The following is a 13,682-nucleotide window of genomic DNA, read 5'->3' on the forward strand; positions in this document are numbered from 1 at the left end:
TGGTCCCGGACGAGGTCGTCCGGTCGTGCCTCACTCGCTCGGCGTCCTCACCCGTCGGCCGCCTGTGCGGCGTCGAACGCCGCCTGGTTCTCCATCTGCTCGTCGAACGTCACCGCGAACTTCGTCTCTCCCGAGTCCGCGTCGACGACGAGCCAGAACATCCAGTCGCCGTCCGCGGGAGCGAGCACCGCGTCGAGCGACGCTGCTCCGGGGCTCACGATAGGCGTCGGCGGCAGCCCGACGTTCTTGTACGTGTTGTAGGGGTTGCTCGCGTCCTCGAGCATCGCAGCCGTCGGTTCGGCGGTGCTCCCCACCCCGTACGAGACGGAGGCGGCGATCTCGAGCGTCCGCTCCTTGCGCAGCCGGTTCTCGAGCACCCGCGCGAACACGGGCCGCGCCTCGTCGAGGCTCATCTCCCGCTCGACGAGCGAGGCCTTCGTCAGCACCGCCTGCCAGGCATCCGGTGCGACACCCTTGTCGGTGAGGACCTGGACCGTGCGCGCCACGAGCTGACTGAGCACCTGCGCCGCGGTGGCGTCCGACGCGACGTCGTACGCGCCGGCCGCGAGCCACCCCTCGACCTTGCCGCCGGCCTGCTCCGGCAGCCCGATGGCCGCCGCGTCGGCGGCCGCCGCCTGGAGGTCGGCCAACGGGATCGTCGTCTTCTCGCTGATCTTCTCGAGCGTCTGCCACGAGGTCAGACCCTCGGCGAGCGTCAGGTTCAGCGACGCCTTGCTCGCGGGGTCGAGCAGCGCGGCCACCGCGTCGGCGGCGCTGAGCTCGAGCGGGAGCGCGTAGGCGCCCGCGGCGACCTTCGGCGCACCGCTCGAGGCGAACTCACGCGCGAACACGTCAGCGTCGGCGACGACTCCGGCCGCGTGGAGCGCCTTGCCGATCGCGGGGCCGTCGGCGCCCGCCGGGATGGTCACCGTCACCGACCCGTGGCCGGGACCGTCGAAGTCCGTCACGGCGGTCGAGACCGCCGCCTGCGACGTCGACTCGTCATCCTTCAGCAACGACGCGACGACGTACGCCGCGCCGGCGAGCAGCGCCACGACGACGAGCACCACGACGATCCTGCGGCGACGTGCCTCCTGCCGCTCACGCTCCTGCGCGGCACGACCCGCCGCGCGCCGACGTCGCTGCGGCGCCTGCGAGGGCGCGGCGGGGTCGACGACATCGGCCCGAGGGGCCTCGTCCGCCGTCCACCACTGCGTCTGGCTGCCGTTGGTCACGTGCGCGTCGCTCCACCATCGTCCGTCGCCTCGCCCACAGCCCCCTGACGCGTGGTACCGAGCTCCGGGTCCACGTCGACCCGTTCTCCGGGACGACGCCCCGTCGCACGCTCGGCGTCCAGCGCGTACTGCAGGATCACCACCGCGGCGGCCTGGTCGACCACCTCACGATGGCGGCGCCCGGATCTGCCGGACGCCAGCAGCGCCTGATGAGCGGACACCGTACTCATCCGCTCGTCGACCATGCGCACCTCGATGGGTGACACGGCCTGCGCCAGTGTGTCAGCGTACGCGCGGGCTGCGTGGGAAGAGGCACTTTCGGCCCCGGAGAGGTGGCGGGGCAGCCCGATGTACACACACCCCGCACATCGCTCGCGCGCCTCCCGCACGATCCTCGCGATGTCCTTGGGCAGACGTCCCGGACGGTTGCGCGCGTCCCGGGCGAGCGTCTCGACAGGGGTCGCGATGAGGCCGTCGGGGTCGCTCGCGGCGAGCCCGACGCGCACGGTCCCGACGTCGACCGCCAGTCGCGGACCGCGCGCCAGGCCGTGCCCCGCAGGCGTGCCGGACGAGCCGTCGGGCACGTCAGCCCTGGACCGCGGCCCGCACGGCGGCAAGCGCGTCGGCGAGCCGGCCCGCGTCCGTGCCGCCGCCCTGGGCCAGGTCGTCCTTGCCGCCGCCACCGCCGCCGAGCACCTGCGACGCGGACCGCACGAGCGCGCCAGCCTTGAGCCCGGCCTCGCGCGCCGCGGCGTTGGTGGCGACCACGACGACGGGACGGCCCTTGGCGACGCCGCCCACGGCGACGACGGACGGAGCCGAGTCGCCGAGGCGTGAGCGCACGTCGAGCACCAGTGTGCGCAGGTCGTCGGGCGACTGCTCCCCCGCGTCGAACGTGACGACGCGCGTGACCCCGACCTGCTGCGCGGCATCCGCGAGCGAGCCCGCCAGTGCGAGCACCTGGGCCTGGCGCAGCGCGGCCAGCTCCTTCTCGGACTCCTTGAGCTTGGTCATGAGCCCCGAGACGCGCTCGGCGAGCTCGTCGGGTCGCGCGCCCAGCAGGCCGGACAGCTGCCCGACCAGCGCGCGCTCCTTGGCCTGGTAGCCGTACGCACCCGCACCCACGAGCGCGTCGACGCGGCGCACGCCCGAGCCGATCGCCGACTCCGAGAGCAGGGTCACCAGGCCGAGCTCCCCGGAGCGCTTGACGTGCGTCCCCGCGCAGAGCTCGAGCGACCAGTCGCCGCCGATCGAGACGACGCGCACCTCGTTGCCGTACTTCTCGCCGAACAGCGCCATCGCACCCATCGCGCGCGCCTCGTCGATCTGCATGACCGAGTCGGTCACCTCGAGGTCGTCCTGCAGGCGCTCGTTGACCCGCGCCTCGATCTCGCCGACGACCTCGGCGGGCGTGGCCGACGGCGAGCGGAAGTCGAAGCGCAGGCGGCTGGGCGCGTTGAGCGAACCGGCCTGCGTCGCGGTCTGGCCGAGCGACTCGTGGAGCGCCTTGTGCACCAGGTGCGTCGCGGTGTGCGCGCGGGCGATCGCCTGCCGTCGGCCCGTGTCGATCGCCGCGGTGCCGGGCTCACCCAGTGTCACCGTGCCGTCGACGAGCCGACCGTGGTGCACGGACAGGCCCTTGATCGGCGCCTGCACGTCGTCGACCTCGATGCGCGCGCCGTTGTCGAGCACGATCGTGCCCGTGTCCGCCTGCTGGCCGCCGGCCTCGGCGTAGAACGGCGTCACGTCGAGGACCACCTCGACGTCCGCCGGTGCGGTCGCCACGGGCGACGGCACACCGTCGACCAGGAGGCCGACGACCTTGGAGCGCGCCTGCGCGTCGGTGTAGCCGACGAACGTGACCGGCTTGGCCTCCGACTCCGACAGCGTCGCGTGCAGGTCCTGGTACGCGGCGACGTCGGCGTGCCCGGCGCGCTTCGCGAGCGCGTCAGCACGGGCGCGCGAGCGCTGCTCGGACATGAGCGTCTTGAACGCCTCGCGGTCGACGTCGACCCCGTGCTCCTCCGCCATCTCGAGCGTGAGGTCGATCGGGAAGCCGTACGTGTCGTGCAGCTGGAACGCGTCCGCACCCGAGAGCACGGGTCGCGCGTCGGGCGTGGTGCGCGCCGCGGCCTTCGCGCCGGCGACGGCCGTGTCGAGGATCGTCGTCCCGGACGCGAGCGTGCGACGGAACGCCTCCTCCTCGGCGTACGCGACCGTGCTGAGCCGCTCGAAGTCGCGCGTGAGCTCCGGGTAGGACGCGCTCATCGCGTCGCGGCTCAGCGGCAGCAGGACCGGCAGCGCGGGGTCCTCGACGCCCAGCAGGCGCATCGCACGGATCGAGCGGCGCAGCAGGCGGCGCAGCACGTAGCCGCGGCCCTCGTTGGACGGCGTGACGCCGTCGCTCATGAGCATGAGTCCCGACCGCACGTGGTCGGCCACGACGCGCATGCGCACGTCGTCGTCGTGGTCGGCGCCGTAGCGCTTGCCCGAGAGCTCGACGGCGCCGTCGATCACCGGACGGACCTCGTCGATCTCGTACATGTTGTCGACGCCCTGCATCAGGTAGGCCACGCGCTCGAGCCCCATGCCGGTGTCGATGTTCTTCTGCTTGAGGTCACGCAGGATCGGGAACGCGTCCTTCGTCCCGCCGTTGTCGCGCTCGTACTGCATGAACACGAGGTTCCAGATCTCGAGGTACCGGTCCTCGTCGACCACCGGGCCGCCCTCGGCGCCGTACTGCGGGCCGCGGTCCACGTAGATCTCCGAGCAGGGCCCCGCGGGCCCGCGCGCGCCCGTGGACCAGAAGTTGTCGCGCATGCCGCGGCGTTGGATCCGCTCGTCGGGCAGGCCCGCGATGCGCTTCCAGAGCTGGACCGCCTCGTCGTCGTCGTGGAAGACGGTGACCCAGATCGTGTCGGGGTCGAAGCCGTACCCGCCGTCCGCCTGGCTGCTCGTGATGAGCTCCCAGGCGTAGGTGATCGCCCCCTCCTTGAAGTAGTCGCCGAAGGAGAAGTTGCCGTTCATCTGGAAGAACGTGCCGTGGCGCGTGGTCTTGCCGACCTCTTCGATGTCGAGCGTGCGCACGCACTTCTGCACGCTCGTCGCGCGGGGCCACGGCGGCGTCTGCTCGCCGAGCATGTACGGGATGAACGGGACCATGCCCGCGATCACGAACAGCGTCGACGGGTCCGGCGAGATGAGCGGGGCCGACGGCACGACGGCGTGGCCGCGCGCGGAGAAGTAGTCGAGCCAGCGCTGGCGGATCTCGGCGGTACGCATGGTGTCCTCGGTGGTTCTCGATGGGTCGTGGGTGCCCGGGGCCGGGCGGGTGCCGGTACGCGGGCGCGCCGGTCAGGTCGGGCCGGAAGGTGCGGTCTAGAAGAAGGCGGCTTCGCCGTCGTCGTCGGGGTCGTCGAGCGGGCCGGCCCAGTCGGCCGGTGCTGCGCGGTCCGGGCGAGCACGGCGCGAGCCGAGCGCGTCCCGGAGCTCACCGACGTGCTGCGAGCGGTGCGCCCTCAGCTCGTCGACGTCCGCCTCGCCGACGAGGTCGTGCGTGAGCTGGGCCTCGCGCTCGGCGAAGCCCGCGGCGAACTGCGACCGCGCGGTGCCGACCGCACGGGTCAGGCGCGTGGCGCCGTCGACCACGTCGGTCGCGCCCTGCGGCAGGTACGCCTCGGCGATCCGGCGCCCGTTGCGGACGACCACGACCGTGACGGCGACCCCGACGCCGACCCAGAACAGGCGACGCATCATCGGCCCTTGCGCGCGCCGGCGGCCAGGCCGCCGAGCGCGCGCCGCACGCCGTAGGAGAACGCCGCGACCTTGATCATCGGCCCGCCGACCGTCGCCGCGAACAGCGCGGTGAGCGCCGAGACGTTCTGTGACACCTGGGCGGCGGCCGTCGTGACCTTGTCGACGTTGTCGAGCTGACCGTTGGACGACGCCACGAGCTGCGCGGTCTCGTCGAGCACCGGCACGGTGTGGTCCGTGAGCTCCTTGACGGAGTCACGTGCCTCGTCGAGGACACGGCCGAGCTTCAGCAGCGGGACGGCGAGCAGCCCGACGAGCAGCACGAAAGCGATCGCCGCGATGAGTCCCGCGACATCTGCGACCGACATCCCACGTCCTTCCTCGATGACTGTTGCACCCTACCTGCGCACCGCGGCGCCCTGCGCGCACACACGCACGCGCCGAGCGGCCAACGGGACGCGAGCCCCGACCGGGCCCGACACGGCCCCGGTACGACGGAACCCCGCCGCGCACGTGGCGCGGCGGGGTTCCGTGACGTGAGGCGCTGCGTCAGCGGGCGTAGTACTCGACGACGAGCTGGACCTCGCAGGTCACGGGGATCTCGGCGCGCTTCGGGTCGCGGACCAGGACCGCCGAGAGCTTCTCGAGCTGCACGTCGAGGTAGCCCGGGACGGCGGGGAGCACGTCGCGGTGCGCACCGGCGGCGGCGACCTGGAACGGCACGGTCGCCTGGCTCTTCGGCTTGACCTGGATGGTCTGGCCCGGCTTCACGCGGAACGAGGGGCGGTCGACGATCTTGCCGTCGACGAGGATGTGACGGTGCACGACGATCTGACGCGCCTGCAGGATCGTGCGGCCGAAGCCGGCACGCAGGACCAGCGCGTCCAGACGCGTCTCGAGGATCTCGACGAGCGCCTCACCGGTCAGGCCCGGGGCCTTGCGGGCGTCCTGGTACGCACGGGCGAGCTGCTTCTCGCGGAGCGCGTACTGGGCGCGCAGACGCTGCTTCTCGCGCAGACGGACCGCGTAGTCCGACTCGGTGCGACGGCGCGCGCGGCCGTGCTCACCGGGCGGGTAGGGACGCTTCTCGAAGTGCTTGACGGCCTTGGGCGTCAGGGCCAGGCCGAGGGCGCGGCTCAGGCGGACCTGGCGGCGCGAGCGGGTCACACTGCTCACAGTGATACTTCCTGTCGTGTTCGTTTGACGTCACGCCTGCGGGACGGTCGTCCGTGGGCGTGGGGCCGACCTTCGAGGGACCGGGTCTCGTCCGACGAACGGACACGAAACTGACGACCGGTCCTGGCTAGGGCCCCAGGTGGCCGATGCGACGCCCTCCACCACGAGGTGGCGGCGCGCACGACCTGACGACTCTACCTGCTGACCACCCCGAGAGCCGAATCCCCGTGCTGTGACGAGCGCCCGCACGCCCGGCCACCCGCGGGCAGGACGGTCACTCGCCGTCGAGGATCTGGCGGATCCGGTCGAGCCGCTCGGTGACCTGACGCTCGAAACCGCGGTCCGACGGCTCGTAGTAGCGCGTGCCGACGAGCTCGTCGGGCAGGTACTGCTGCGCGGCCACCGCGTGCGGCTCGTCGTGCGCGTACAGGTAGCCCTTGCCGTGCCCGTGCTGCTGGGCCCCCGCGTAGTGCGTGTCCCGCAGGTGCGGCGGGACGGAACCGATGCGGCCCGCCTGAACGTCCGCCAGCGCGCGGTTGATGCCTGCGTACGCCGCGTTCGACTTGGGCGCCGTGGCGAGGTGCACCACGGCCTCGGCAAGGACGAGCCGACCCTCGGGCATGCCGATGAGCTGCACGGCCTGCGCGGCGGCGACCGCGGTCTGCAGCGCGCTGGGGTCCGCCATGCCGACGTCCTCGGCGGCCGAGATCACGAGGCGTCGTGCGATGAACCGCGGGTCCTCCCCCGCCGCGATCATCCGCGCGAGGTAGTGCAGCGCGGCGTCGACGTCCGAGCCGCGCACCGACTTGATGAAGGCGGAGATCACGTCGTAGTGCTGGTCCCCGTCGCGGTCGTAGCGGACCGCCGCGACGTCGATCGCACGCTCGACGGTCGTCAGGTCCACGACCGCAGGGGCCGCGGCGTCGTACGGGCCGTCCGCGAGCGCGGCTCCCGCTGCTGCCTCGAGGATCGTCAGCGCCTTGCGGGCGTCGCCTCCCGCGAGCCGCAGCAGATGGTCCTCGGCGTCCTGCGCGAGCACGACGGTGCCGCCGAGCCCACGTTCGTCGGCCACCGCGCGGCGCACGACGGCGCGCACGTCGTCGACGCCGAGCGGCTGCAGGGTGAGCAGCAGCGAGCGGGACAGCAGCGGGGAGTTGACCGAGAACGACGGGTTCTCGGTGGTCGCGGCGACGAGCGTGACCCACCGGTTCTCGACGCTGGGCAGCAACGCGTCCTGCTGGGCCTTGGTGAAGCGGTGCACCTCGTCGATGAACAGCACGGTCTCGCCGTCGCCCGTCGCGAGACGCCGCCGCGCGTCGTCGACGATCTGCCGGACGTCCTTGACCCCGGCCGTGACCGCCGACAGCTCGACGAACCGGCGCCCCGACGACGAAGCCACGAGGTAGGCCAGGGTCGTCTTGCCCGTACCGGGCGGGCCCCACAGGACCACGGACGACGGCGCAGCCCGACGCTCGGAGTCCCCCGCGGGCTCGACCAGCCGGCGCAGCGGCGAGCCGGGCACCAGCAGGTGCCCCTGGCCGGCCACCTCGTCGAGCGAGCGCGGGCGCATGCGCACCGCGAGCGGCGCACCCGCCGTCGGTGCGGGGACGCCCGCGGTCGTCGACGTCACCGCGTCGAACAGGTCCATGCGCGCAGCGTACGTCGCGCCGCCGACTTCCCCGGATCCGCGGGCTGACGGGCGCGCGGGACGGCCGGACCCCGTGCCCGTCCACAACCCGCGCGCGTCCCGCCCCGTGCGCCGCGCGCGGACCTGCGACGATGACCCGGTGTTCGCTCGACTCGGCCGCATCGTCGCGCATCGCCCCCGCACCGTCGTCGTCGTGTGGGCGGTGCTCGCCGTCCTCGCCTACGCGCTCGCCGGACTCGGCGTGCACGGCGAGTCCGTGTTCCAACGGGTCGCGACTGGCGAGCCCACGGTTCCGGGTTCCGAGAGCGTGGAAGGTCGCGACCTGCTCTACCGGTCGCAGGACGGCGGCGCCTCGCTCACGCTCGTCCTGTCCGACGTCGACCCGAGCGACCCCGCCGTCGGCACCGCCCTCGCCGACTCCCGCCAGGAGCTCGCGGCGATCCCCGGCGTGGCGTCGGTCATCGACCCGCTCGCGCTGCCGGACGGCGTGGCGAACCCGGCCGCGGCGCCCCTCGTCTCGACCGGCGGTGACGGGTTCCTCGTCGTCGTCGACCTCGACGCCACCCTGACCCCGCAGGCGCGGGACACGGCGATCGGCGCGGTCGCCGCGCGGCTCGACGCGGTGCCGGACGACCTGCGCGACGCCGCACCCGACGTCACGGGCATCGTCGGCGGGACGCGGCTGATCGTCGACGAGATCACGTCGCAGGTGAAGCAGGACCTGCGTACGGGCGAGGCGCTGACGCTCCCGATCGCGCTGATCGCGATGGTGCTCGTGTTCGGCGGGTTCCTCGCCGCCGCGATGCCGATGGCCGGCGCGCTCGCCTCGATCGCCGGCGGTCTGGCGACCGTGCTCGGCCTGAGCTACCTCATGGACGTCGACTCGTCCGTGATCAACGTCGTCACGGTGCTCGGGCTCGGCCTCTCGATCGACTACGGCCTCCTCATCGTCTCCCGGTTCCGCGAGGAGCTGCACCAGGTGGTGGACGACGACGGCGGCCGGGCGGCGCGGCGGCGGCGCGGTGACGGCGCGGTCGCGACCGCGATCGAGCGCACGATGGCCACCGCGGGGAGGACGGTCGCCTTCTCGGCCGTGACGGTGGCCGTGGCGATCGCCTCGCTGCTCGTGTTCAGCCCGCAGATCCTTCGCGCCATCGGCGCCGCCGGGTGCGCGGTCGTCCTCATCGCCGTCGCCACGGCGCTCACGCTCGTGCCCGCGCTGCTCACGCTCGCGGGTCGACGCCTCCTGCGTCCGGGCGTGCTCGCGCGGGTCCCGGGCGTGCGCGCCGTCCTCGCCCGGACCATGGACACGCAGTCGCAGGAGGGCGCGTTCTCGCACCTGGCCGGCCGCGTGCAGCGACGCCCGTGGTGGGTGCTGGCCGGCTCGGTCGCGCTGCTCGCCCTGCTCGCCACCCCGCTGCTGCACCTCGAGCTGCGCAGCTCGACGACCGGCCTGCTGCCGCCGGGGAGCACGCAGCGCCAGTTCGTCGAGACGCTCGCGCGCGAGTACCCCGCGGCGACCTCGCCCGCGGTGACCGTCGTCGTCGAGACCTCGCTGGCCGAGGGCACCGCCTGGGCCGCCGAGCTCGCCACGCTGGACGGCGTCGCCTCGGTCGACCCGCCGAGCGCGGCCGGCGCGTACGTCGTCATCGGCGTGCGGCCGGACACGGACGACGGAGGCGGTCCGGTCGCGCGCGACGTGGTCGAGGAGATCCGCGGGCTCGACCCCGCGTTCCCGACATGGGTCACCGGTCAGGCCGCGTTCCAGATCGACTTCGTCGCCGCGCTCGAGGACGGCGCGCCGCTCGCCGCGGCGATCGTGGGCCTCGCGACCCTGCTGCTGCTCTTCCTCATGACGGGCTCGTTCGTGCTGCCCGTCAAGGCGCTCGTGACCAACCTGCTGTCGCTCGCGGCGTCGCTCGGCGTGCTGGTCCTGGCCTTCCAGGACGGCCACCTTGAGCGCCTGCTCGGGTTCGTCTCGACCGGGGGCATCGAGACGTACGTGCTCGCGCTCGTCGTCGCCTTCGGGTTCGGCCTCGCGATGGACTACGAGGTGTTCCTCCTGTCGCGCATCAAGGAGCTGCACGACGAGGGCCGGCCCACGCTCGAGGCGATCCGCATCGGCCTGCAGCGCTCCGGACGGATCATCACGTCCGCCGCGGCGATCCTCATCATCGTGTTCGGCGGCTTCGTCGCCGGCCAGCTCCTGGTGATCAAGGAGGTCGGGTTCGCGCTCGCCGTCGCGGTGCTGATCGACGCGACGATCGTGCGGCTGCTGCTGGTCCCCGCGACGATGACGGTCCTCGGGGACCTCAACTGGTGGGCGCCCCGCTGGGCCGCGCGCGTCCACGACCGCATCGGCCTGACCCACTGACATGAGGCGTGACCGCAGCCGCACCGCCACCTACCGCGGCGCGCCCAGGGCCGCCCGGATCGCCGTCGCGGTCGTCCTCACCCTGTGGTCGGTCGGCTGCGTCCGCTGGCTCGTCAGGACCGCCACCACGGCGAGTGACGACACGGCAGACCTGGCTGCCCCGTGGTTCTTCAGCGCGCTTGCCACCGTGGTGATCGTGGCGGCCGCCGTCCGCTCATGGTGGTGGGTCCGCGAGTCGCGCGCAGGCCGGTTCGACCTGCCACCCGTCGAGCCCGCTGAGCCCCGCCGGCACGCGTCGTTCGACGACGAGCGCGAGGAGCCCCCGCCCGTCAGGTGGTGAGTCACGGCCGCCGTGGGCAGCGCGACGGCCCGGCGGTGTGCCGACCGCGAGGCGAGGTCGGCACACCGCCGGACCGGCAGCTGGTCGGGCAGTCGGGGCGGTCGCGGCCTCAGGACGCCGGGGCGACCTCCGGAGCCGGCTTGGCCTCCTTGGGCTTGGCGTCGACGCCCGCCTCACGCCGCTGCGCGGCCGTGATCGGCGCCGGCGCCTGCGTGAGCGGGTCGTAGCCGCCACCCGACTTCGGGAACGCGATGACCTCACGGATCGACTCCGAGGCGGTCAGCAGCGCGACGATGCGGTCCCACCCGAACGCGATCCCGCCGTGGGGCGGCGCACCGAACTGGAAGGCGTCGAGCAGGAAGCCGAACTTCTCCTGCGCCTCCTCCTCGCCGATGCCCATGACCTCGAACACCCGCTGCTGCACGTCGCGACGGTGGATACGGATCGAGCCGCCACCGATCTCGTTGCCGTTGCAGACGATGTCGTAGGCGTACGCGAGCGCCTCGCCCGGGCTCTCCTCGAACCGGTCGATCCACTCCGGGGTCGGCGACGTGAACGCGTGGTGCACCGCGGTCCAGGCGCCCTCGCCGACCGCGACGTCGTCGTCCTCGCCCGTGGGCTTGAACAGCGGCGCGTCGACGACCCACACGAACGACCACTCGTCCTCGTCGATCAGGCCGCCGCGACGACCGATCTCGAGCCGCGCGGCACCGAGCAGCGCACGGGCCTCGGACTGCTTGCCCGCGGCGAAGAAGATCGCGTCGCCCGGCTGGGCGCCCGTCGCCGCGGCCAGGCCGGCACGCTCGTCGTCGGTGATGTTCTTCGCGACCGGCCCGCCGAGCTCGCCGTCCTCGCCCACCGTCACATAGGCGAGGCCCTTGGCCCCGCGCTGCTTGGCCCACTCCTGCCAGGCGTCGAACCCGCGACGCGGCGTGTCCGCACCGCCCGGCTGCACCACGGCGCCGACGTAGGGCGCCTGGAACACGCGGAACGGCGTGCTCGCGAAGTACGCGGTCAGGTCGACGAGCTCGAGCCCGAACCGCAGGTCGGGCTTGTCCGTGCCGTAGCGGGCCATCGCGTCGGCGAAGGTCATGCGCTGGATCGGCGTCGGGATCTCGACGTCGACCAGGCGCCACAGTGCGACGAGTACCTCCTCGGCGAGGGCGATGACGTCGTCCTGCTCGACGAAGCTCATCTCGACGTCGAGCTGCGTGAACTCGGGCTGGCGGTCCGCGCGGAAGTCCTCGTCGCGGTAGCAGCGCGCGATCTGGTAGTACCGCTCGAGCCCGGCGACCATGAGGAGCTGCTTGAAGAGCTGGGGCGACTGCGGCAGCGCGTACCAGCTGCCCGGCGAGAGCCGCGCGGGCACCAGGAAGTCGCGCGCGCCCTCGGGCGTCGATCGCGTGAGGGTCGGCGTCTCGACCTCGACGAAGTCGTGCGCGTCGAGCACCGCGCGCGCGGCCTGGCTGACCTTCGAGCGCAGCTTGATGGCGCGCGCCGGGGCAGGCCGGCGCAGGTCGAGGTAGCGGTACTTGAGTCGCGTCTCCTCGCCGACCTGCTCGTCGAGCGACGACGAGACCTGGAACGGCAGCGGCGCCGACTCGTTGAGCACGACGACCTCGGACGCGACGACCTCGATCTCGCCCGTCGCGAGGTTCGCGTTCTCGTTGCCCTCGGGACGACGACCGACCTCGCCCGTGACCTGCAGGACGTACTCGGAGCGCAGGCCGTGCGCCACCGCCTCGTCACGGATCACGACCTGCGCGACGCCCGACGCGTCACGCAGGTCCACGAACGCGACGCCGCCGTGATCGCGCCGGCGGTCCACCCAGCCCGTGAGCGTGACGGTGGTGCCGATGTGCTCGGCCCGCAGCGAGCCGGCGGTGTGGGTGCGCAGCACGGAAGGTCCTTCAGGTCGGGGATCACGCCCGGACGGGCGCCGTGACGATCATAGTTCGGCGCGGTCACGACGTCCGACGGCCGCGCGCGTCCGTGCGCCACCGCCCCGACCGGCCCTAGAACAGGCTCGGTTGCACCTCCGCGGCGGCCGCGTGCGCGGCGGCCACGGACCGCTTGCCCCACCTCAGGCCTGCCCCGTCCCGGTGCCGCGGGTCCCCGGCGCGCCGCTGCTGGTCCTCCTGGGCACGCTGGTCGTGGGCGCGGCGGCCGTGGGCATCCGGGTCGAGCCCGTGCTTCGCCAGCAACGGTCGGGCACGCGCGCTGAGCCAGGCGCGGTACTCGCCGTGCGCGTAGGAACCGCTGCCGTACACCCGGCCGTAGCCCGCGACGAGGTCGGGTCGCTCCCGGCCGAGCCACGACAGGAACCACTCGCGCGCACCGGGGCGCAGGTGCAGCGGCAGCACGGACGCCCGCCCCGCGCCTGCCTCGGCCACCGCCGCGAACAGCCGCTCCAGGTGGTCCGTCGAGTCGGTGAGCCACGGCAGGACGGGCGCCACCATGACGTGCACGGGCAGCCCCGCGTCCCGGATGGCCCGGACGAGGTCGAGCCGGGCCTTGGCCGTGGGCGTCCCCGGCTCGAGGCTCTGCTGCAGCTCGTCGTCGAGCACGGCGATCGAGACCGCGAGCGAGACCGGGACCTCGCGCGCCGCAGCCTCGAGCAGCGGCAGGTCCCGGCGCAGCAGCGTGCCCTTGGTGAGGATCGACAGCGAAGTCGCGGCCCCCGCGAGGGCGTCGATCACGTCCGGCATCAGGCGGTAGCGACCCTCGGCCCGTTGGTACGGGTCGGTGTTCGTGCCGAGGGCCACGTGCTCGCGTCCCCAGGACGGCTTCGCGAGCTCGCTGCGCAGCACCTCGGCCACGTTCGTCTTGACGACGATCTGGGTGTCGAAGTCGCGGCCCGCGTCGAGCTCGAGGTAGCGGTGCGTGCCCCGGGCGAAGCAGTAGACGCACCGGTGCAGGCAGCCGCGCATCGGGTTCACGGTCCAGCGGAACGGGACCTGGGACGCGTCCGGGACGCGCGAGAGCTCGGAACGGGCCCGGACCTCGTGGAACGTCACGCCGGCGAACTCGGGCGTCCGCACGGTGCGCACGAGCCCGGGCAGCTCCAGCCCCGGGAGCGCACCCTCGTCGGCCTCGATCTTCTGCCCGTCCCACCGCACGCCACGATTCGAACACATGTACGCACGGCGTGCAAGG

The 13,682-nt window shown here is 73.2% G+C and carries 11 protein-coding genes; 2 read left to right on the forward strand and 9 right to left on the reverse strand.

Features of this window, described 5'->3' with window-relative positions; genetic code table 11:
* Nucleotides 1–47: 47 nt before the first annotated feature.
* The 7 genes from mltG to CWIS_RS11160 form a co-directional block, all read right to left on the reverse strand.
* Complete coding sequence (gene mltG, locus CWIS_RS11130) at nucleotides 48–1,235, reverse strand: endolytic transglycosylase MltG (protein WP_048343365.1); 1,188 nt, start codon at nucleotides 1,233–1,235, stop codon at nucleotides 48–50.
* Nucleotides 1,232–1,819 (reverse strand): Holliday junction resolvase RuvX, encoded by a 588-nt coding sequence (gene ruvX, locus CWIS_RS11135; protein WP_048343418.1) that lies wholly within the window; start codon nucleotides 1,817–1,819, stop codon nucleotides 1,232–1,234. The genes mltG and ruvX overlap by 4 nt, the downstream gene beginning before the upstream one ends.
* Before the next feature lies 1 nt (nucleotide 1,820).
* A complete protein-coding gene (gene alaS / locus CWIS_RS11140; RefSeq protein ID WP_048343366.1) occupies nucleotides 1,821–4,517 on the reverse strand; it encodes an alanine--tRNA ligase in 2,697 nt (898 codons plus the stop codon).
* Nucleotides 4,518–4,613: 96 nt separating this feature from the next.
* A complete protein-coding gene (locus CWIS_RS11145; RefSeq protein WP_048343367.1) occupies nucleotides 4,614–4,988 on the reverse strand; it encodes a hypothetical protein in 375 nt (124 codons plus the stop codon).
* Nucleotides 4,988–5,356 carry a DUF948 domain-containing protein gene (locus CWIS_RS11150; RefSeq protein ID WP_048343368.1) on the reverse strand — a complete coding sequence of 123 codons (369 nt, stop codon included), beginning with the start codon at nucleotides 5,354–5,356 and terminating at the stop codon, nucleotides 4,988–4,990. Before CWIS_RS11150 ends, CWIS_RS11145 begins: the two co-directional genes overlap by 1 nt.
* Before the next feature lie 181 nt (nucleotides 5,357–5,537).
* Nucleotides 5,538–6,164, reverse strand: a complete 627-nt coding sequence (rpsD, locus tag CWIS_RS11155; RefSeq protein WP_053071682.1) for a 30S ribosomal protein S4 — start codon at nucleotides 6,162–6,164, stop codon at nucleotides 5,538–5,540.
* Between the two features lie 274 nt (nucleotides 6,165–6,438).
* A complete protein-coding gene (locus CWIS_RS11160; RefSeq protein WP_048343369.1) occupies nucleotides 6,439–7,812 on the reverse strand; it encodes a replication-associated recombination protein A in 1,374 nt (457 codons plus the stop codon).
* A gap of 139 nt (nucleotides 7,813–7,951) precedes the next feature.
* Here CWIS_RS11160 and CWIS_RS11165 point away from each other — a divergent pair, with 139 nt between their 5' ends.
* Together CWIS_RS11165 and CWIS_RS11170 are read left to right on the forward strand one after the other, a co-directional pair.
* Entirely contained in the window at nucleotides 7,952–10,186 is a 2,235-nt protein-coding gene (locus tag CWIS_RS11165) for an MMPL family transporter (RefSeq protein WP_048343370.1), read from the forward strand.
* A 1-nt stretch (nucleotide 10,187) separates the two neighbouring features.
* Nucleotides 10,188–10,526, forward strand: coding sequence for a hypothetical protein (locus tag CWIS_RS11170; protein ID WP_048343371.1), 339 nt, complete (start codon nucleotides 10,188–10,190; stop codon nucleotides 10,524–10,526).
* Between the two features lie 109 nt (nucleotides 10,527–10,635).
* Here CWIS_RS11170 and aspS read toward each other — a convergent pair whose 3' ends face one another.
* Nucleotides 10,636–12,426, reverse strand: coding sequence for an aspartate--tRNA ligase (gene aspS / locus CWIS_RS11175; RefSeq protein ID WP_048343372.1), 1,791 nt, complete (start codon nucleotides 12,424–12,426; stop codon nucleotides 10,636–10,638).
* A gap of 115 nt (nucleotides 12,427–12,541) precedes the next feature.
* Nucleotides 12,542–13,645 (reverse strand): Rv2578c family radical SAM protein, encoded by a 1,104-nt coding sequence (locus CWIS_RS11180; protein WP_048343373.1) that lies wholly within the window; start codon nucleotides 13,643–13,645, stop codon nucleotides 12,542–12,544.
* Between the last annotated feature and the right edge of the window lie 37 nt (nucleotides 13,646–13,682).

The sequence above is a fragment of the Cellulomonas sp. A375-1 genome, assembly GCF_001040865.1.
Taxonomy (GTDB): Bacteria; Actinomycetota; Actinomycetes; order Actinomycetales; family Cellulomonadaceae; genus Cellulomonas; species Cellulomonas gelida.